Consider the following 21380-nt stretch of genomic DNA (forward strand, 5'->3'; position numbering starts at 1 on the left):
ATTTTATATATTGTAAAAAAATTTGTATTTTGGTTTAAGAAAGGACTAGAAAACTAACGGGTGCATGAGTTAAAGATGGGGACCGCTGCCGCGATCCTTTTTTCTTGTTAAGAGAAAAGGAGCTTTTAATATGTGATTATGATTTTAATAAGAAATGAGATGGGATTTCCATCTCTTTTCTTATTTTATAACGTCTCTATGGGCTTCCATTGGATAGCTTTCATCATTTTTAAAAGACACAAATAAAATAAATACATCTTTCATACTTCATTTATCTTTAACATCGAATTAACCCAAACTTAAAAAACTGGTTATATAATGAGATTGAGTTTAAAAGTGAGGAATCATAATGTTGACATTCGATCGGCATCCAATTTCGTTTTATGTTTTTTCTATTGTAATAAGAATGTAGGAGCGAAGCTGTTTTTGAGGCAGCGTTTAGTCTAGGAAGGAAACCAATTATGCCCAATCTGCGTTTTAGTGCCTTATCTCTTGGAATATCAGGAATATTGTTTGTACTTTATCCAGCGATTCGTCCATTTTCCGATGAAGCTTCCTTAGAAGGTGCTGCAGCTTTCGCCTCCACCGAGTGGCTTATTGCTCATATCCTTGCCATAGTCGCTTTTACATTACTACCGTTAGGTTTACTCGGACTTTATATCTCATTACAAGATACTGCTTTAAAACCACTAATGTACTCTGCGTTCGTATTATGTTTAGTAGGCATAGGTCTAACTTTACCGTTTTATGGTGGGGAAACGTACGGTCTACACGCTATAGGACTGGAGGCGATAAACCAAGACACAGCAGCTTTGGTTAGCCTTGCAAATGTCGTACGTTCTGGTACAGGGCTCATTATGTTCCTGATAGGTCTTCTGTTCCTCGCTACTGCCTCGATTATAGTCGCTATTACGATTTGGAGGTCAGGGAGGTACCAGAAATGGAGCGGCATTCCTTTCGCTTTAGGAATGACACTATATATCCCTCAATTCTTTGGTGGGCAGCCGCTCCGATTAGCTCACGGATTGCTTGTCACCCTTGGTTGCTTATGGATAGCTGTTGGTTTATGGAGGCAAAGTAAATCAAATAACATCCAGAAGGCATAGAAAAGCATTTGTACGAACATGTATAATCACTTAATAACAGACAGCCCAATAAAAGAGCTTGTCTGTTTTTTGCGCAAATACTTCCAATTAATTCCCAGTAAATGTCGTAAGTTTCAGAAATGATGTAATAAGTAACCCTAATTCTGTAGTAAGTTCCCAAAATGATGTAATAAGTATCCGTAATTATGTCGTAAGTTTCAAAAATGATGTAATAAGTAATTACTTTTTACGGTATTTTCTACTTTTATAATGTATTTCTTACTACAACTACTTCTTTTACATTTTTAACGATATTGCCATTTATACTTTTACTTTTATCCGTCGTACCCTTTCTCCAATTTGCAAAAAAGAAACTGATCATGACTAAGGTTGATAATATTTATTTTAACTTATCTTTTATTGTCCTTACATTTGGCTTCACAATAGCCATTTTTTATAATACGATCAGGTAATTCCCCCATACACACAAAGGAAAAAATCTCCTGATTATTTTCTTCTACCTTTTATTGCAGTGCTTAGTTCCACAAGGATCTAAAGAAAAAGTAGCACCTCTACAACCAGAATGTATTCCAAGATACCAATTATGTAAAAAGTACCTTCCCTCCCTTCCCGAATAAATTAATGGCCGTTTTACAAACTAAAAGAAGATACTGCTTCATGAATTCTTCATGAAAGGAACTAATCAATGAAAAAACTATTGGTGCTTCTTTTTAGTTTGTTCTTTCTCATGCAAATTAATTTATCGTCCGCTCTTGCAGCGAACAATCCACGAAATTTATATGAGGTGAAATCAGGTGATTATTTATGGAAAATTGCTAAAACCTATGGGACTACTGCTGCAGACTTGAAACTAATCAATGGATTACAATCGGATTTGATTTTAGTTGGGGAAAAGTTAAGAGTGCCGATCATGTATGAAGTGGTCCCTGGCGATACACTATGGAAGCTCTCGCAATCGTTTAATTCTACAGTTTCTTTGATTGCAACCTCAAATGGACTTAGTTCCGATGCGATTATAGTGGGGCAAAAGTTAAAAATCCCTCCTAAACAGCTGACGATGGATGGCAAGTTTATTCGGATGAATCGAGAGGAATTTAAAGATTGGATTCTTAATCACAAATTCACTCGAAAAGTGGGCAAATTCCAGCTTCATCACACCTACCAACCTTCTTATCAGCAATTCAATGGGTCGAACCACTTTGCTTTGATGAAGGGGATGGAGGAATACCATATTCAGGGGATGAAATGGAGTGAAATCAGTCAACAATTAACCACGTTTCCAGACGGAACCGTGGTAGTGGGCAGACCTTTTAACAAAGCTCCAGAGGGGTCATTCGGGTTACTCAATAAAGCGGCTATGCATGAAATTGAAGCGGATGCGATTGCCATGGAAAACGTGGGAAACTTCGATGCAGAACAAATGACGGCGGAACAAAGAGAAACGATTGTTACCGTAACGGCATTAATAATGCTGAAATATGGGTTAACCCCTTCCATTGACAGTATCACCTACCATCATTGGTGGGACATTAACTCAGGCGAACGAGTATTAGATCACAGTGAAGGGCATGCCGTTAAAACATGTCCTGGGACTAAATTCTTCGGTGGGAATTCCACCACTGACGCCAAAAACAATTTCTATCCGCTCGTCAAGCAAAAAATGCAAGAAATTTTAGCATCTATGTAATAATCATCAAGTGTTTAAAAAAAGGCAAAATGATAGTTTTATCGGTTCCGTTTAGGAGTAGAAAAATTAAATTAGTAATAGAATTGGAAGACTAATTCGCATATGAATTAGGCTTCTTTTATTTAGATAGGGACAGAACTCCTGTACAACGGTTAGGAATTTTAGAAAAATAATACACTATAAAGGATATAATTTATACGCAATAACGAATGATTCTCTTCTGCTTTTCCCCAGATATAAAAATCTACTCCAAAACTAAACCCGTTATTTATATTTCATCCTTTTTTTATGATTCATTTGATGTCACAAACCGACACCCTTTCGACAAAATACCAAATAGGCTATACTAATCAAACGTTTGGTTGAAAATGCTGTAAGTACTGAAGGATAAGAGTTCTCCTTTTAAGGATAGCGTGAAGATTGTCGAGCAACGCTTTGAAATTCCGCAGGAAATACTCCAACTTTCTTCATAATCTGATGAGTTTCTCACAAACCTCCATAATTCTATAAAACCCCACCAATTCGAAACTAATCAAACGTTTGGTTAAATAGGTACGAAGCCTGATTTAAAAGATTCACTCTTGCTAAACAAGCATGAAGATTGTCGAGACCGTTTGAACATTTCAAGGAAATAACCCACCTTTCTACAAAATAAAATCGATTTCTTGCCAACTTCCATTATTGTATTAAAACCTAGCCTTTTCGAAACTAGCCAAACGTTTGATTAAGAGCAACCTCAGCTCTCTCCATTCCTATCTTTCTAAAATTGCTCGAAAAAAATGTCGAGTGATGTCTTCAAAAATAACGCTTCAATAAAGAACCTAAGTTAGATACTGAAATAGAATTTGTGCCTAACTTAACATTCTGGAATCAATTGTTTACTTTCAATAAAAATCCCCTTCACAATGTGTGAAGGGGATTTTTATAATTATTTCACTCTAACTGTCGCTGCCTTACTGACATTCTTCGCTTTATCTGTTGCTGTCACGCGAAAAACTGTTTTCTTCTTTTGAGCTTTGATTTTCACTTTGAAGCTCCCTTTGGAATCTGCTTTAGCTGTGCCAATAACTTTACTTCCTACTTTGATTGTTATAATAGAGTAGGCCTCGGCTGTTCCAGTAACTTCTTTTGTCGTGCTTTTCACAGTAGTTTTGATTTTCGGCGCCGACGGAGCGGTTTTGTCAATGACAATCACACTCTTAGCTACACTTACATTTCCAGCAGCATCTTTCGTGGTCACAACTACCTTTGTGCCTACTTTTTGCACAGGAATCGTTACCTTATAGTTCCCCTTCGCATCCACCTTGGCGATGTACTTTTTCGTGCCGATCATAACAGTAACAATCGCTCCTGCTTCTGCTCTACCCGTTACAACTTTTGTTTGATCTGAAATAGCGGAGACGGTTGGAGTAACCGGTGCCGTTTTATCAATAACGGTGATACTCTTTGCAGCACTCACATTGCCAGCCGCATCCTTAGCAGTTACAACTAATTTTATACCTGCTTTTTGTGCCGGAATAACCACTTTGAAATTTCCAGTTGTATCAGCTTTAGCTGCGTAAATCTTAGTGCCAATTTTGATCAATACAGTTGCTCCAGGTTCAGTCTTTCCGATTACTTCCTTTGACTTATCTGAAACAGTATTTACTGTTAAAACTGTAGGAGCAGTTTTATCTATAACCTTTATTGTGGTTTCTTCACTTTCATTTCCATCAGTATCAGTTGCAACAATCTTTAATACCGTTCCGGCTTTTTGAACTCGAATCGTCAATTTAAACTTGCCGTCTTGTCCTACTGTACCTGTACCGATGACTGAACCAGTTACCTTCACTTCTACTTTTGATCCAGCCTCTGCTTTACCTATCACAAAAGTATCTTTGTCGTTTACTTCATTTACTACAGGCTTTTCTGGTGCGGTTACATCCTTTACAACCACTACGCTTGACTCGCTTACGTTTCCTGCTTTGTCTATTGCTGTAATAACCAGTTCCGTTCCTGGTTTTTGCACTGGAATGGTGACCTTAAATTTACCATCTTCATCAGCAGTTTCTGTGCCTATAATTGAACCATTTACCTTCACTTCAATTTTGGATTCACTCTCGGCTTGTCCTGTAATATAAATATCCTTATCTGTTACATCTTTCACATCTGGCTTACCTGGAGCAGTTACATCCTGCACCACCACTTTTGTAGCTTCACTCACATTTCCAGCTCTGTCCCTAGCCGTTATGACCAATTCCGTTCCTTCCTCTTGTAAAGGAATATTAATGTAATACTGGCCATCTATCCACGTTGTATATGTCCCCAGGACCAAACCGTGTGCACTTATTTCCACATCCGTCCAAGGTTCTGCTTCCCCGGTTACTGCGAAGGTAACGTCGGTCACCGGATGAACTCTTGGTGCTTCAGGAGCAGTCTTATCAATAGTGAATACGAGATTGGTCAAGTTTCCTATTGAATCGATTACTTCTAGTGTATAGCTTCCTTCTTCCTCTACAATCGTCCCACTTGTATAGGGATTTCCATTTAGGGTGGCTGTTCCTTCATTAAATGAAATGTTCACACCTTTATTATAGAATCCATTATTCTCGATTCCACTCACGATTGGCGGCGTTTTATCAACCGTAAATTGGATGGTTGTTACATTTCCAGCTTGATCAGCTACCTTTAAGACATACTCCCCATCCGTATTTACGTATGTTCCACTTTCAATTTCAACCCCATTTAATGTGGCAAAACCATCAGCAAACTTAATTCGAACACCATTATTATACAATCCATTGTCTTCAACTCCTTCTACTAAAGGAACAGTTTTATCCTCTACGGTCACGACAATAGAATTGCTAAAATTACCAGCTGGATCTTTTGCAGTTACTCGAATCATCTTACCTATTTTTTGTTTCTCTATCGGAATCGTAAATTCTCCATTACTATCAGCAACTGTCGAACCAATTTCAGTATAAAGGATTTCCGCCACAACTTTAGCAAATGGTTCTGTTTTGCCAGTAACGACTGTTTGATTATCTCCGATTGGGTCCACCTTTTCGAGAATAGGAGCCTCATTATCTATATTGGTTATTTCAACAGTTTCTGTTGCGATATTGCCAGCAAGGTCCTCAACCTCAAAGGAATACGTACCATTCTCAGTAGCATCCGTTTGATAGGCATGGATTCCACTAATAGATTTTCCCCCAGGAATAATAACATGTTTAATCCCTACGTTATCCTTAAACTCAGCCCTTAATGTGACATAATCATTTGTTAATTCCGTGGTACTTAACGTATAGGTAATCACAGGAGCGGTCTTATCAATAATAAAATGAACGTTTGTTTCAGTAGAAGAAGAATCCGTTACAACTAGAGTATAATCTCCTTCTTCTTTCACAACATATCCACTTTCAATTTCAATCCCATTCAATTTTGCAGCTCCGGTATTAAAAGTAATCGTTTTTGATGTATTATAAACCCCATTATTCTCAACACCAGAAACAATTACTTTTACATTACTTACTCGTATGATAGCTGCTTCACTAACATTGCCCTCTTGGTCTGTAGCTGTAATCACTAATTCCGTACCGGCTTCTTGGACGGGAATATTCACCGAAAATTCCCCATTCTGTTCAGGATTTCCTGTGCCAATCACTTCACCATTAACTTTCACTTCTACTTTGGATCCTGCTTCAGCTTGACCAGTAACAAAAGTATCTTTTTCCGTTACTCCATTTACGGTTGGAATGCTTGGTGCGGTTACATCTTTCACTATAACTTCTTTTGCTTCACTTACGTTTCCGGCATGATCTGTTGCAGTTAATGTTAATTTTTCTCCTGCTTTTTGAACTGGAATTATCACTGTGAATTTACCTTCACTATCGGCTATACCTGTGCCTAATACGGTTGTTCCAGCTTTGACTGTAATCTTCGAGCCAATTTCTGCTGTTCCTGTTACGAAATTATTTTTATCATTTGTTTCATTAACATCCAGGAGTTGTGGCGGGATAATATCTTTAAGTATATTAAAAGATTGATACAATTCATTTCCTTGTTTAATAATTGTATAATACTCATTTCCTGCTTTATCATTCGCATAGATGAAAAACACTTCCCATTTTCCATCTTCTGCATCATTGGGAACATTGTACGTTCCCTCGTATCTATTAGTTTTGTCATTGTAAGTCAAAAATATTGTTTTCTCTACACCCCCACCTTCTTTTTGCAATTTAACATATATAGTTTTTACACCTGACCCTAAATCTTCTGCTTCTACTTGAACAAGTATTTGAGCGCCCGGTTCAACAGTCTCTTTATCTAGTTTTATACTTTTTATAGTTGGTTTTGTTGTATCATCAAACCCACCAGCTACTGTAAATGATTGATACAATTCACTGTCTGCTTTAATAATTGTATAATACTCATTTCCTGCTCTATCATTTGCATAAATAAAACTTACTTCCCATATCCCATTACCTGCATTAATAGGTACATTGAATGTACCTTCGTATTTTTGACTTACTGCATTATATTTCAAAAATAATGTTTTCTCTGACTCCCCCAATTGCCCTTTTTAGTATCACATACAATTGGTTTACTCCCGAATCCAAATCTTCTGCTTCTACTTGAATATGTAATTCTTCCCCTGCCTGGACTATTGCTTTATCGAAACTTATACTCTTTACTGTAGGCTGAGTAATATCTGATGATGCTAATATTGGTAAAGCATCACCTAATGCAAAAGTAAAAAATAAGGTGAAGGCTAATAATGATTTTATTAACCGGTGAAACACTGAAGTAACCAAAAGAGTTACTACCAAAAATATGCTAACAAAAGCTAGAATTTCAAACATTCTTAAGTTCCCCCATGTTATGTTTTTACTTAGTATTTAAACTGTACCTTCAACCGCGTACCCTATTAAGAGATATATGTTCTTTAGATATTCTCAAACTTAATCCCCTCCATTAAATACAATTCTATTTTATCATTTTTTGTAAATTAAAGCAGAAATACATTCAACTATAATCGTGCAGTTTTCCTGGAGTGGATCTTCTTTTAAAAAAGGTTTCTTGCAAACTTCCATGTAAAAATCCCCTTCACTAAAAGTGAAGAGGATTTCCTTTTAATATATTATTTCACTTTCACTGTCACAGCCTTACTTATATTCTTTGCCTTATCAGTTGCTGTAACACTTAAAACCGTGTTCTTCTTTTGTGCTTTAATTTTCACTTTAAAGTTCCCTTTGGAATCAGCTTTAGCTGTGCCAATAACTTTACTTCCTACTTTGATTGTTATAGTAGAGTACGCTTCGGCATTACCAGTAACTTCTTTTGTTGTGCTTTTCACAGTAGTTTTGATTTTCGGTGCCGACGGAGCAGTTTTGTCAATGACAATCACACTCTTAGCTACACTTACATTTCCTGCTACATCTTTCGAGGTCACAACTACCTTTGTGCCTGCTTTTTGCACAGGAATCGTTACCTTATAGTTCCCCTTCGCATCCGCTTTGGCGATGTACTTTTTCGTTCCAATTGTTACAGTAACAATCGTTCCTGCTTCTGCTTTACCAGTTACTACTTTTGCTAGGTCTGTAAAAATGGAAACGGTCGGAGCAACCGGTGCCGTTTTATCCAGAACTGTGATACTTTTTGCCACACTCACATTACCAGCCGCATCCTTGGCAGTTACAATTAACTTTGTTCCTGCTTTTTGCGCTGGAATGGTCACTTTAAAGTTCCCATTTGTATCAGCTTTAGCTGAATAAATCTTTGTGTCAATTAAGATCGATACAGTCGCTCCTGCCTCAGTCTTGCCGGTTACTTCCTTTGACTTGTCTGAAACTGTATTTACTGTTAAAACGGTTGGAGCTGTTTTATCTATAACCTTTATTGTGGTTCCTTCACTTTGATTTCCAGCGGCATCTCTTGCAATAATCATTAACACGGTGCCTGCTTTTTGAACTCGAATCGTCACTTTATATTTTCCATCTTGTCCTGCTGTACCTGTACCGATTAGTGAACCGTTTACCTTCACTTCGATAGTAGATCCCGCTTCTGCTACACCTGTTATAGTTGTGTCTCTATCGCTTACTGGACTTACTATTGGTCTCGCAGGAGCAGTCGCATCTTTCACCACTACTCCAGTTTCTTCACTTACATTACCAGCCGTATCGGTAGAAATAATAACCAGCCCAATGCCTGCTTGTTGTACCGGAATTGTCACTTCATAGTAGCCATTTTCTGCGGCAGTTCCAGTACCAATCACTGAACCATTTACCTTCACTTCTACTTTCGATCCAGCTTCTGCTTGGCCTGTAACTGTAGTATCCTTATCGGTTACTTCATTTACTACAGGTTTTTCTGGAGCTGTTGCGTCTCTTACCACTACTGTGGTTGTTTCACTTACATTGCCAGCCTTATCCGTTGCAATGATGACTATTTCGGTGCCTGCCTTTTGGGTGGAGATCGTCACTTTATATTGACCATCTTCTCCGGCAGTTCCAGCACCAATCACTGAATCTTTTACCTTCACTTCTACTTTTGATTCAGCTTCTGCTTGTCCTGTGACTGTATTGTCCTTATCAGTTACTTCGTTTACTACAGGTTTATCTGGAGCTGTTATGTCTCTTACAACTACTGTGGTTGTTTCACTTACATTTCCAGCTTTATCCGTTGCACTTATCACTAATTCTGCCCCTGCTTTTTGCACCGGAATTGTCACCCTAAATTGCCCATCAGCCCCGACGGGACCTGTACCAATTACTGAACCATTGACTTTCACTTCTACCTTGGATCCAGCTTCAGCTTCTCCAGCAACTGAAGTATCTTTATCCGTTACATCGCGAACTACTGGTTTTTCTGGGGCGGTTACGTCTTTTACTACAACAGCTGTTGCTTCACTCACATTTTCAGCAGGATCTATCGCACTAATCACTAGTTCTGTCCCTGCTTTTTGCACAGGGATCTCCACCTTAAATTGTCCATCAGTCCCGACATGACCTGCACCAATTACAGAACCATTGACATTCACTTCGACCCTAGATCCAGCTTCAGCTTCTCCCTCAACTGAAGTATCTTTATCCGTCACATCCATAACTACAGGTTTTTCTGGTGCGGTGGAATCTTTAACAACTACTGTCGCTGCTTCACTTTCATTTGTTGCCCCGTCAAGAGCTGTAATGACTAATGGAGTCCCAGCTTTTTGCACCGGAATGGATACGGAGAACGTTCCGTTTGAATCTGCAGTTGTATTTCCAATTAATTGTCCATTCACTTTAACTAGAATATATGTCCACGCTTCCGCTTGGCCAGTGACTGTTTTTGCACGATCCGTTACTTCATTAACCACAGGTTTATCAGGTGGTGTCACGTCTTGAACAAAAGCGGTTCCCGGAATACTACTGTTTCCAGACTGATCTGTGGCAATCACTTCTACCATTGCGTAGGCATGTTGTCTCGGAATTTCTAAAGTAAATACACCATCAGGGCTTGTTTTGGTAGTTCCAATTTCCATTCCGTTAACCAGCACCTTAATAGAGGTACTTGGTTCTGCTGTTCCTTTTAAAAGAGTCATTTGCTCTGTTAAGTAATGTAACATCGGCTGGCTTGGAGGCGTTACATCCTTAACTGTTACATTTGCGACTTCGCTAGAGTTTTCTGCCTGATCTATAGCAAATACCTCAATCATGGTACCCGCTTTTTGTTGAGGTATCGTTATGCTAAAGTCCCCATCAAAGTCCGCAAAACCTGTTCCAATTTCGTTATTCTCTACTTTGACCTTAATCATGGAATCTGGTTCAGCCGTTCCAGTTGCTAACTTGGATTGGTCCGTTACATCATTCACTTTCGGTGCATCAGGTGCTCTCAAATCAACGACAGTTACCTCTACAGGGATGCTTCTATTCCCAGCCCCATCTGTTGAAAAAACTCTAAGAACGGTTCCTGCTTTTTGCAACGGAATATCTACACTGAAATGCCCATCTACCCCAACAGTGCCTATTCCAACATCCGAGTAACCGGCTTTTATTACCGTAATAACCGATCCTACCTCGGCAATTCCAGTCACGCTTGAAGCATCGTCCCTGACCTTATCTACTGATGGTTCGCCAGGAGCGGTCACATCGATGACGATTATTTTTGTAGTGGTGCTTATGTTTCCAGCCTGATCTGTTGCATTTACTTCAAGAACAGTTCCCGCCTTTTGAAGTGGAAGTTCTACACGGTAACTTCCTCCCACATCTGCTATTCCCGTTCCGATTTCATCAACTCCTGCTTCCACCGAGATAACTGAACAAGCTTCTGCTGTTCCAGTAATGGCTAAAGATTGATCTGTTACATAATTTACGGTTGGTGCATTAGGTGCGGTTAAATCCTTGGTTTTCACGACCTTAGCTAAGCCGCTACTACTCCAGTTTCCAGCTGAATCTCCAGCTTCCACGGTAAACTCATATTCTGTATTTCCTGTTAATCCTATGACACGATAGCTTGTAGTCATCGCATCAACGGTACCAATAGTCATACCATTCTGTTTAATACTGTAGTATGTTACTGCCACATTATCATCGGCGGCTGGCCATGATAAACGCACTTCATTTTCTGAAAGACTTTCAGCTGCTAACGTATGAACAACACTCCAGGTAGGTGCTTTTGTATCTGTTATGAACAGGGATTGATAAAGTCCTCCCCACTCAGTCCAGTTGCCAGCTGCATCAAGTGCTTCAATTGTAAACTCATAATTCGTATTATAGGATAATCCTGTAACAATATAACTGGTGATGCCGGCCTCAACGGTTTGAATGACCTGGCCATTTTGTTTGATTCGATAATGAGTAACACCGACATTATCATTGGCATCTGGCCAAGATAACTTTACACTTGTATCAGTAATGTTTGTAATCGTAAGCGTACTTCCAGACTTCCAAAAGGGCATAGAGTGATCAGGAGTTTTAACTGTCAGACTTAACGGTTCAGAAACATTATTACCCCGACGGTCTATCGCCTTAACAGAAAGAGTGTATTCGGTATTTGGCGAAATGCCTGAAACATCATAAAAAGGTTCCACTGTATTTGTTACATATTGGCCATTCATAAAAATCTCGTAGTGATCCACAATTTCTTCATCAATAGCTTGCGGCCAATATAAATGAATGCTGTTTTCTGAAAGATTAGAAGTCGCAATAGCTGCATCTCTCGGCCATTGGGGCGGATTGTGGTCTTCCAAAGTTACGCTAACGCTAGGGCCCATACTCCAGCCTCCATTTTTTCTTGCTGCATCTCTTGCTCCAATTTGGATATCGTACGTCTCCCAAGGCTTTAGATTGGTTATTTTATAAGTTGTAGTGCCCCCAGGAACAATAGTAGATGTCATAACCGAATGATTGAAGAAGATACCGTAGTCCTGCACCTTGACATTGTCACTTGCTGGGTTCCATTCAAGTGTCACACTCATTGCATCTTTTGCTATTACACGAACTTCACTGTCATCTGGCCAAATCGGTGCCTCTATATCAGGAATCGTAATCGTAGCTGATGGACCGGTAGATGAAATGTTCCCCTCAAAATCAACAGCCTCTACCTTAAATGAGTAATCACCTGGTTGATAATCAGCGAACCCAAAATCATACCTGCCTGAACTAGTTCTTCCATCTTCCGTGTCTATTAAAATACCATCCACATAGATATTGTAATTTTTAACAGCCATGTCATCAGTGGCAGTACCACCCCAGTAAGCTACTATTTTTTCCGTCTTATCTTCTTCAATTAAATGGACAGAACTTACATATTTCGTAGCTTCATCCCATTTTGGTGGTGTGGTATCAACATGACTTAACGTCTCTGTTAAAAACGGCTTATATTTAACTAATCCATTCGCAATATCATCATATCCGTCGTAAATCTTTTCCTTGATAACGGCTTCGTCCGTTGTTGCCCAATAATTATTGGTTAGATCTTTTGTATACTTCGTATGATTTTTTACATTCCAAATTTGATTATCAAACGTATTCGATTTTATATTTTCTAAGGAGCCTTCCAAAATATCAATTCCAGTATGATTATCGACAATTTCATTGTTAGATACAGTGATGGATCCGGCCAACCCATTTATTTGGATTCCTAAATCATTCCGTTCGATTTGATTGTATCTCAGATACCCCTTCGATACACTTAGGGCAACATCATTTCCTGTAAATTTACTACTATAGATGTTGCCTTCCCCTTGTATTCCAACTTGATTATTTTTAAATCCACTATCATAAACGTACCCATCTCTGGTGATAATCGCTGCGTTTACATTATCACTGAAATTGGAATTCGTTAATTCTTTGAAACTTCCACTAACACCTGTGTTATTACTAATAAATGTGGAATTGTTAATTGTTACATTCGGATTCCCACTAGAAATGGCCACATTATTTTCTTTAAAAATAGCTGTATTAACTACTAATGGAACATAATCATTGTTATTATAATACTGATCGACTAAAACCCCAAGATTGGCAAAGGAAACCTCCGAATGGCTTAAGGTTACTTCACCGCCAAGTTGTGAATCGATCGATATTCCCTTCCACTGTGAATTTTGATTTTCCGTGGTAAAAGTAACTTTATCAAGTTCCGTTCCCTTGGATAAAAGCTTCCCGCGAATCGTCAGCCCGACATTCGGCATAAACTTCACCAGTACACCAGGTTCAATAGTTAACGTAGCATCCGGAAACACAACCATATCATTCGTGACGATAAACGGACTTTTATCTTTCGTCCAGGTCGTATCTTCATAGATTCCACCTTTAAACGGGGTTGAAAATTCGTCAGTTTGAAATGAAAACTCATTCGGCTCCTTATTCTCATTTCCATTTGAATCCTTAACACTTCCAGCAGGAAGCTTGACTGTATAGGTTGTATCATAATCCAACTTTGCAGCTGGTGTGATTTCTAATACATTCCCGGTGATCACTTTTTCAACTGCTGCACTCTCACTACTAGACTTTAAAACCTCAATTTTATTAAAATTTGTCCCCGCCTGAATTCCTTCATTAAAAGTGACCCGAATTGTTAAATTAATTGGCGTTTTTACTGCCTGATCAGTTGGAGATAAGGACTGAATTATCGGCCCTGTTTTATCCTGAACAATGACTTGCGTCGGTTCGCTTGAATTTCCTGCTTCATCTGTTGCCGTAACGGTTAGGACCTCGCCATTCCTCCGCTTCCCAATATTTACTGAAAATTTGCCATCACTACCAACCTTTGCTACTCCCACCATGACACCATTATTTTCAACTGAAATCGTAGAACCGACCTCGCCGCTGCCTGTTAGCCTCGTTAATGTATCATCAAATGGATCAACGATTGGAGCTGGGGGCGCATCAAGATCTTCCTCATATGTAACTTGTAAGTCTTGTATTTTATGTTCTCTAGTAAAAGAATCTACCACCGTGACTGACAACGTATTCTCACCAGGTACAAGATCAACCGCAACTGAAAATGAGCCATCCCCACCTGCTTCCGTTTGCTTGCCGTTTACCTTTACCAAAAATCCCGGAACCGTCTTCCCTTTAACTGCTAATGTTGATTTATGAACAGTTGAGAGATTGAGAGGTGAGGTCAATTCGACAGGTGGTGTCGGATAGGGATTAGAATCCTTTTGAATCATACATAAACAGCCTACATCTGTTGTAAATCCATATGGGTCAAAAACCCCGTAATTAAGGAACCCTTCATCTCCTGACGCCTTGATCCCACCCATGTTAACATTATTGGCAATCACATCATGATGGTTCATATAGATTCTCCCATTGTTCTGAACCTTACCATATATAATGAAATCCCCTTCAAAATAAATGTCCACTCCTGTAGGGATCGTTAAGGTAGCATTAGGTCCAACAATGACATCCTGCGAAACAGTTTTGGATTCTGACCATATTTCCGATGAGGAAATAATTAAGTAATTATTAATGCTAAATGACGCTGAGCTTTCAAAAGAATCAGCTGCTAACACAAGATGTTGTGTAGATAATAACAGCACTAAAATACAGATTAATACCTTTTTCATACTCTATTTATCCTTTTCATTTTTAATTTTAATATTTCAACTCACAATGCAACTATATTTCTATTAACCTCAAGCATTTTCTATTAAAAAATAAATTTATACATTATTAAAATAACGACTGCAGCTATTGCTATTAATGTTACACACCCAATTGCTATATCAGATGTTTCCTGCTTTGTCTCCGAAGTAGCCCTCATTTCCGTGCTCGAATTTTGATCTAAATGATAGGATCTAGATACAATACTTGCCTTTGATGGATTTCGTCTGAAATAATCATCATTAAGCCCTACTACACTTGGTGCCAGTTTTTTCTGAATAACCAGTTCCATTTGTTCCTCGTTCTTTTTAATAATTTCAGCCTCTTCCCAATATTCCCTTGCGATGCAATAATCTAACAAATATCCTCTTGCATCCCTCTCAACATCGCAATTTAAATATCCACGAGCAGAACTGTATGCTGATTTAAAATAGAGATCAGGAAAATATATTTACTGAAAGGCATGCCTCATTTCATGTGCCAGAATTGAATTTAATAATTGTGATCAATGATATCAATATGGTTCGTTTCAGAATGATAAAATCCCTCAAATCCACCCTCATATTGGTAACCCCTTGGATATACTTTGATGGTGGGATATACCTTTAAATTTTGGGGAATGATATCATAATTCTCGTAAAGTGTTTTCATTGTGAAGTGATCCAATTGTCCCATTATTTCTATCTTGGAACGACCGCTTCCTTTAATATTTAGTCCGTTTAGATTGTTAAATCTAAAAGATTTACTATTCTTCTCCATTTGAGAGTCATAAAATCTATTAGACACTTTTTTCACCTCTTACTATTCTATAGCAACTAAATTCTACCATTTCCCACTACTATAAAGACCAATCAATTTTCGACAAATTTCGAAGTGCTAAGAGCAAAAGGAAATTCCCTCCACTGTGTGAAGGGAATTTTTTGATAGTTTATTTCACTCTGACTTTTGCTGCCTTACTTACATTCATTGCTTTATCAGTTGCTGTCACACTTAAACTCGTTTTCTTCTTCTGTGCTTTAATTTTTACTTTAAAATTCCCTTTGGAATCTGCCTTGGCTATACCAATGACTTTGATACCGACTTTAATCGTTATCGTAGAGTTGGCTTCCGCAGTTAACATGGCGGAAGTCATTTAACCTCGATCCCCTCAACAAAAATTTGTCACATGATTGTCACGAAATTAGGCGAAATATGGCGAATCTACGTACTATAGTACGTGGTGAAAAAGTCCTAATTATTATTTAATAAATACGAGAGGCAATGATTAACATATTTACAAGATAATCTCTACAAAGCAAATAGGTTAAACATATTACCTGCTAAGTGGAAATTTACTCGCACGCTGCCAAGACCGTTAGAGACTTTTCATACAGATGAATCAAGGCACATCCTTCCTTTCCAAAGGGCAGTACATAACAGAAATAGTAGTAGGTAGGCCTTTTTACTAATCAAACGATTGTAAGGAGAGGAAGACCATTATGATTCAGAAAAACTATTTCATTGAAAAGAAAATGATCTTAATGATCGGAGAATATGACCGATATGGAAAACAGTGTGCACGAGTCCTGGTTGGAAATTCGTCTTTTCTGGTTGATCGAACACCCTTGCAGCTGTTAGACGATGCATTAGTATACATAGGGTTTGATTTAAGAGGGGCGATGTCAAGTGCCAAGCTCATTCTTGGCGAGCGTGCGAGGTGTCCTATCATTGTAAATCCTTATCTGGGTATTTGCTTGTTTCCTACTAAATCACCGAATAGGGTCGATTGTATTTGGTTCAACCCCGAACATATTGTCAGAACAAAAGCGTTGGGAAACCAGACTGTGGTTGAATTAAGTAATGGTCACTCCATTATCGTTGATTCAAGATTAACTTCCATTAATACGAGGATGCAAAAAGCCAAACAATTGATGGAGATTTCTAGAAAAAGAGGTAACAATCCTGGTCCGACCATTTTTTATCTCGGAACCCCAAAGGGGCATCAGTTAACCAAGGAGCAAACAGGGAGATATAATTTTAGCAAATTAGAAGATGAACAAAAATAACCAAACCAATCTTTGATAGATTGATAAAAAAGGAGTATTTCTTTGGATACTTATTCAGTTCACCATTTTGGAAGCGTTTTAAAAAAATTACGGATTGCTCAGAGCCTTTCCCAAGAGAGCTTGGCCTTCCGCTGCGGCAGACATCCATCCTACATCAGCTTACTTGAAAGAAATCTAAAAAAGCCCAGCCTAGATACTATAATAGCACTAGCCACCGCATTGGGAATGTCGGCTTCTGAATTGTTAAGGGAGGTAGAAAAACATCCTAGAAACCGGTGGGTTAAGGAATATATCCACAATCTGGCATAAATAAATTGTTTTAATATCATCCATTTTATATTGTTTAATACACGACCTTTTTGTTTAACTTCCCAACTCCGCTTTTAAGATTGGGCATTTTCCTAATAAATCTAGACTAAACTCAAATACAGAATAAGATAAATCAGGCTGTAGGGGGCACCTGAATTCGATCATACTTTATGAATCGTCTTAAAAAATATATTTCCCTTACTTTATGTTTTATCGGCTATAGCCCGTGGAGCAATATTGTTTCTAATTATGTAATGGTCTTAAAGAGGAGAATTTCCTTGAAAAGTGAAAAAACCATTTACATAGGAGAACCACTAAAACAGATGCGGAATGCACTAGGTAAGTCTCAAGAACAATTTGCTTTTGATTGCAATTTAGATCGATCATATATGAATGACCTGGAAACAAATAAAAAAATCCCTCCTTAACGACCCTCGTTAAACTTGCAGGAGGATTAGGAATTAAGACGGAAGACTTAGTAAGCAAACTTGGAGATACCATAGATTTCGTTCGTTTCTTTGAAGAAGAGCCATACAAAGAGTAATACGTTTTACAAATAAGTGGCAAAATGAGTCCACAATAAGCTTTTTCTCATTTAGCAAAAAAACGTAAGAGCATTCATCTGCTCTTACGTTTTTTAATTATTTGTCATATTCAATAGAAACTACGGATTAGGTCCACGGGTGGATATGTGGCAGACAGCGAGAGAGATTTATTCCAAATGCAAATTGCGTATAAACTTGGAATTTTTCGTATGACTGTAATCGATTGTTATGTTGTTGTAAATTCCAATTTCCCTAATGTCTATTTTCCTATTATTATGGTACTATATAGTATGATTTGTAAAAAGTTGTATGTTAATAGGAGGACATATCGAATGAAACCGAAGAAAAAAAGTAGAAAGTGGTTAAAGATAACCGGCAGTATTCTATTACTCCTGTTAGTTGCCGGTGGAGCTTATGCTTTCACTGTTTATAATTCTTTCAAAAGTGCAGTTGAAACCATGCATCAGCCCATTGATCGGAAACAATCAGAAAAGCGTGAAGAACCAGTTGCCTTTAAGGAAAAGGATCCATTTTCCGTGCTAATGTTAGGCGTCGATGAGCGCAAGGGTGACCGGGGGCGGTCAGACACAATGATTGTACTCACCATAAATCCAAACAATAATTCTGTAAAAATGCTTAGCATCCCTCGTGATACACGTACCGAGATCGTAGGTAAGGGAAAAATGGATAAGATAAACCATGCCTATGCCTTTGGCGGAGTTCCTATGGCAATGGATACAGTTGAGAACTTCCTTGATATTCCAATCGATTATTACATGCAAGTGAACATGGAAGGATTTAAGGATATTGTAGATGCTGTGGGTGGAGTTACTGTGCAGAATGATTTAGACTTTACAGAAGCTGGTTTCCATTTTTCAAAAGGCGAGTTAAATTTAAATGGCAAAGAAGCTTTAGCCTACTCAAGAATGAGGTATGAAGATCCTCGAGGTGACTTTGGTCGTCAAACACGACAACGTCAAATCATCCAAGGAGTCATTAAAGAAGGGGCTAGCTTGTCAAGTATTACTAATTTCTCCGATATTTTCACAGCTCTCGGTAAAAATGTAAAAACAAATCTTACTTTTGACCAATTGGTGGATATTCAAAAGAATTATAAAACAGTCGGAACAAACATTCAGCAAATGGAGATAAAAGAAACGGGTACGATGATTGATAAAATCTATTATGGATTGGCTTCAAACGAGGAGAAACAAAGGATTCAAAGCGAGTTAAAGACTCAACTAGAATTAAACTAAAATATACATAAACCCGTTTCCTCAAATAGAGGTCACGGGTTTATTGATATACGAGTATATACTATTTCAATGAATACTGCTTTTCAAAATAATTCTGATATTCTCCACTTATAATTTGCTCCCACCACCATTTATTATCCAAGTACCACTCAATGGTTTGAGCAATACCAGTTTCAAATGTGTAAGTTGGTTTCCAACCTATTTTCTCCAACTTAATAGGATCAATAGCATATCGTTTATCATGGCCTAAACGGTCAACAAATTCAATTAACTCTTCAGATTTACCTAGAGTGTTAATGATTGTTTTTACTACTTCTAGGTTTGTCCGCTCATTATGACCCCCAACATTGTACACTTCACCCGTAATACCCTCATGTAAAACAAGGTCAATTGCTGCGCAATGGTCCAGTACATGCAACCAGTCGCGAATGTTTTTGCCATCCCCATACACTGGTACTTTTTCGTCATTTAATACACAGGAAATGGTTAACGGAATTAACTTCTCCGGAAAATGGAACGGTCCATAGTTATTTGAACAACGTGTTATATTCACTGGTAATCCAAATGTTTCGTGGTAAGCCCTAACCAAGAAGTCTGATGATGCCTTACTTGCACTGTATGGACTATTTGGTTGTAGTGGTGTTTCTTCTGTAAAGAATGTTGTTGGGTCAAAATCTAATTCACCATAAACCTCATCAGTCGACACATGAACGAATTTTGTAACGCCAACTTTTTTAGCAGCATCAAGTAACATTTGTGTTCCCAATACATTTGTTCTAACAAAAATTTCCGGTTCCGTAATGGAACGGTCCACATGACTTTCTGCAGCGAAATGCGTTACATAATCAAACTTCTCTTTTTCAAAAAGCGAAATAATTGTTTCTCTGTCAGCAATGTCAGCTTTAACAAAGTGATAGTTTTCTTTATTTTCAATATCACGGTGTTTCGCTAGATCACCAGCATATGTTAATAAATCTAAATTATAAATATCGGATTCTGGATACTTGTTAACCATATATTGAACAAAGTTCCCTCCAATAAATCCAGCGCCACCAGTTACAAGAAGCTTTTTCCTTGCCATTATTTCACCTCTTATTTTATCTTACCAGTATTTTAATGGTTATCCATAATCTATTATTGAATTCATTATCCAAAAACAGTAAAATTAGTAGAATTGAATTTGTCAATATATCGGAGGAAACTATGAAAAACAAGAATAAACGCAGATGGAAAATTATTGGTTTCAGCTTTTTGGGTATTATTTTACTCATTATTGCAGGCCTCGGATACGAATACTATCAGATACAACCGAAAAATCATTTTACAACTGTTCCAGTAGTTAGCACGGGAAAAACTACGGATACAAAATCTACAAGTGAAACAGTAGAAGTGAAAGATCCAGTTTTTAACTTGCTATTAATTGGTTCCGATGAAAGAAAGGGACAAAATGTGGGTCATTCTGATTCTATGATGCTTGTTCATGTTGATTTAAATAAACATCAGTATGATGCCATTAGTATCCCACGTGATACACGTGTTCATTTAGATGGTTATGGGTATACCAAACTAACTAGTGTGCAATATATTATGCAAGCTACAAAGGGTGCAAAAAAAGGTGTAGAAGAAGCAGTAAGAGCAGTCGGTGAATTAACTGGAGTTTCAATCAATTACTATGTAGAAACCAATTATGGCGGCTTCCAAGCAATGGTTGATGCTGTAGATGGAATTGAAATGAACGTACCATTCGATGTGAAACTAACACATCCTTGGTATGCTGAAAATAACAATAAAGTAATAAAAACTGGTACACATTCCTTTGATGGAAAAATGGTTGCGGAGGTTGTACATGAGCGCTACTCACTTAAGAATGGAGAGTACGGCCGACAAAAGTTACAAGAAGAAGCTCTAAAAGGAATTGCGAAGAAAGCCTTAAGTCCAAGTAACATTACCAATTTGCCTTCTTTAGTTAAGTCTATTCCTAAGTTTGTCATAGCTACCAATATGTCTACTTCTGATATGCTAAGTCTTGGACTAGCAGCAAAAGATTTTGACCCAAATACCCAATTAGAATATCACCAAATTCCAGGTGTAGGTAAAAGAATGTACGACGATATCTTGAAAGCCAATAACTATCAATTAGTCATTGATCAAGACAAAATCAATGATTTAATATCTAGGAACTTTTAAAATAAATCATAACAACGCTACAATACCGCGAATGATGGGTGAAACTTTAAAACCATTATTCGATTTTTCTCAAAAAATTAAAAAAAAGAATTAACTCATGTGATCATATATTAGTTAGATAACTCGGGTTACACCGATTTAAAAACACCCTTTCAACGTAGAAAGGGTGTTTTT

Annotated in this window: 14 protein-coding genes; 7 read left to right on the forward strand and 7 right to left on the reverse strand. The window is 37.9% G+C overall.

Going from position 1 to position 21380, the window contains the following annotated elements:
• Positions 1-461 precede the first annotated feature (461 nt).
• Positions 462-1106: a hypothetical protein gene (locus tag V7137_RS17470; protein ID WP_335699273.1), complete on the forward strand. Its 645-nt coding sequence runs from the start codon at positions 462-464 to the stop codon at positions 1104-1106.
• A gap of 685 nt (positions 1107-1791) precedes the next feature.
• A complete protein-coding gene (locus tag V7137_RS17475; protein ID WP_335699274.1) occupies positions 1792-2793 on the forward strand; it encodes a LysM peptidoglycan-binding domain-containing protein in 1002 nt (333 codons plus the stop codon).
• Positions 2794-3721: 928 nt separating this feature from the next.
• On the opposite strand, the gene V7137_RS17480 is transcribed toward V7137_RS17475, so the two are convergent.
• The 6 genes from V7137_RS17480 to V7137_RS17505 all read right to left on the reverse strand — a co-directional run bounded on the left by V7137_RS17480 (position 3722) and on the right by V7137_RS17505 (position 15996).
• Positions 3722-7318 carry an Ig-like domain-containing protein gene (locus V7137_RS17480; protein ID WP_335699275.1) on the reverse strand — a complete coding sequence of 1199 codons (3597 nt, stop codon included), beginning with the start codon at positions 7316-7318 and terminating at the stop codon, positions 3722-3724.
• A complete protein-coding gene (locus V7137_RS17485; protein ID WP_335699276.1) occupies positions 7308-7634 on the reverse strand; it encodes a hypothetical protein in 327 nt (108 codons plus the stop codon). The genes V7137_RS17480 and V7137_RS17485 overlap by 11 nt, the downstream gene beginning before the upstream one ends.
• A 278-nt stretch (positions 7635-7912) precedes the next feature.
• Entirely contained in the window at positions 7913-14827 is a 6915-nt protein-coding gene (locus V7137_RS17490) for an Ig-like domain-containing protein (RefSeq protein ID WP_335699277.1), read from the reverse strand.
• Positions 14828-14910: 83 nt separating this feature from the next.
• The gene (locus tag V7137_RS17495) at positions 14911-15225 is read right to left on the reverse strand and encodes a hypothetical protein (protein WP_335699278.1); all 315 of its coding nucleotides are present in this window, start codon (positions 15223-15225) and stop codon (positions 14911-14913) included.
• Positions 15226-15356: 131 nt separating this feature from the next.
• Entirely contained in the window at positions 15357-15650 is a 294-nt protein-coding gene (locus V7137_RS17500) for a hypothetical protein (RefSeq protein WP_335699279.1), read from the reverse strand.
• Positions 15651-15792: 142 nt separating this feature from the next.
• Positions 15793-15996, reverse strand: a complete 204-nt coding sequence (locus V7137_RS17505) for an Ig-like domain-containing protein (RefSeq protein ID WP_335699280.1) — start codon at positions 15994-15996, stop codon at positions 15793-15795.
• A 346-nt stretch (positions 15997-16342) separates the two neighbouring features.
• On the opposite strand from V7137_RS17505, the gene V7137_RS17510 reads away from it, so the two are divergent.
• The 4 genes from V7137_RS17510 to tagU all read left to right on the forward strand — a co-directional run bounded on the left by V7137_RS17510 (position 16343) and on the right by tagU (position 19019).
• Positions 16343-16909, forward strand: coding sequence for a competence protein ComK (locus tag V7137_RS17510; RefSeq protein ID WP_335699281.1), 567 nt, complete (start codon positions 16343-16345; stop codon positions 16907-16909).
• A gap of 42 nt (positions 16910-16951) precedes the next feature.
• Positions 16952-17218, forward strand: a complete 267-nt coding sequence (locus V7137_RS17515) for a helix-turn-helix domain-containing protein (protein WP_335699282.1) — start codon at positions 16952-16954, stop codon at positions 17216-17218.
• Positions 17219-17541: 323 nt separating this feature from the next.
• Positions 17542-17646 (forward strand): helix-turn-helix domain-containing protein, encoded by a 105-nt coding sequence (locus tag V7137_RS30715; RefSeq protein ID WP_420490149.1) that lies wholly within the window; start codon positions 17542-17544, stop codon positions 17644-17646.
• Between the two features lie 449 nt (positions 17647-18095).
• The gene (tagU, locus tag V7137_RS17520) at positions 18096-19019 is read left to right on the forward strand and encodes a polyisoprenyl-teichoic acid--peptidoglycan teichoic acid transferase TagU (RefSeq protein ID WP_335699283.1); all 924 of its coding nucleotides are present in this window, start codon (positions 18096-18098) and stop codon (positions 19017-19019) included.
• A gap of 61 nt (positions 19020-19080) precedes the next feature.
• Here tagU and rfbB read toward each other — a convergent pair whose 3' ends face one another.
• Positions 19081-20100, reverse strand: a complete 1020-nt coding sequence (gene rfbB, locus V7137_RS17525; RefSeq protein ID WP_335699284.1) for a dTDP-glucose 4,6-dehydratase — start codon at positions 20098-20100, stop codon at positions 19081-19083.
• Positions 20101-20222: 122 nt separating this feature from the next.
• Here rfbB and V7137_RS17530 point away from each other — a divergent pair, with 122 nt between their 5' ends.
• Complete coding sequence (locus V7137_RS17530) at positions 20223-21206, forward strand: LCP family protein (RefSeq protein WP_335699285.1); 984 nt, start codon at positions 20223-20225, stop codon at positions 21204-21206.
• Positions 21207-21380 lie beyond the last annotated feature (174 nt).

This window comes from Neobacillus drentensis, assembly GCF_036962765.1.
Lineage (GTDB): Bacteria > Bacillota > Bacilli > Bacillales > Cytobacillaceae > Neobacillus > Neobacillus drentensis_C.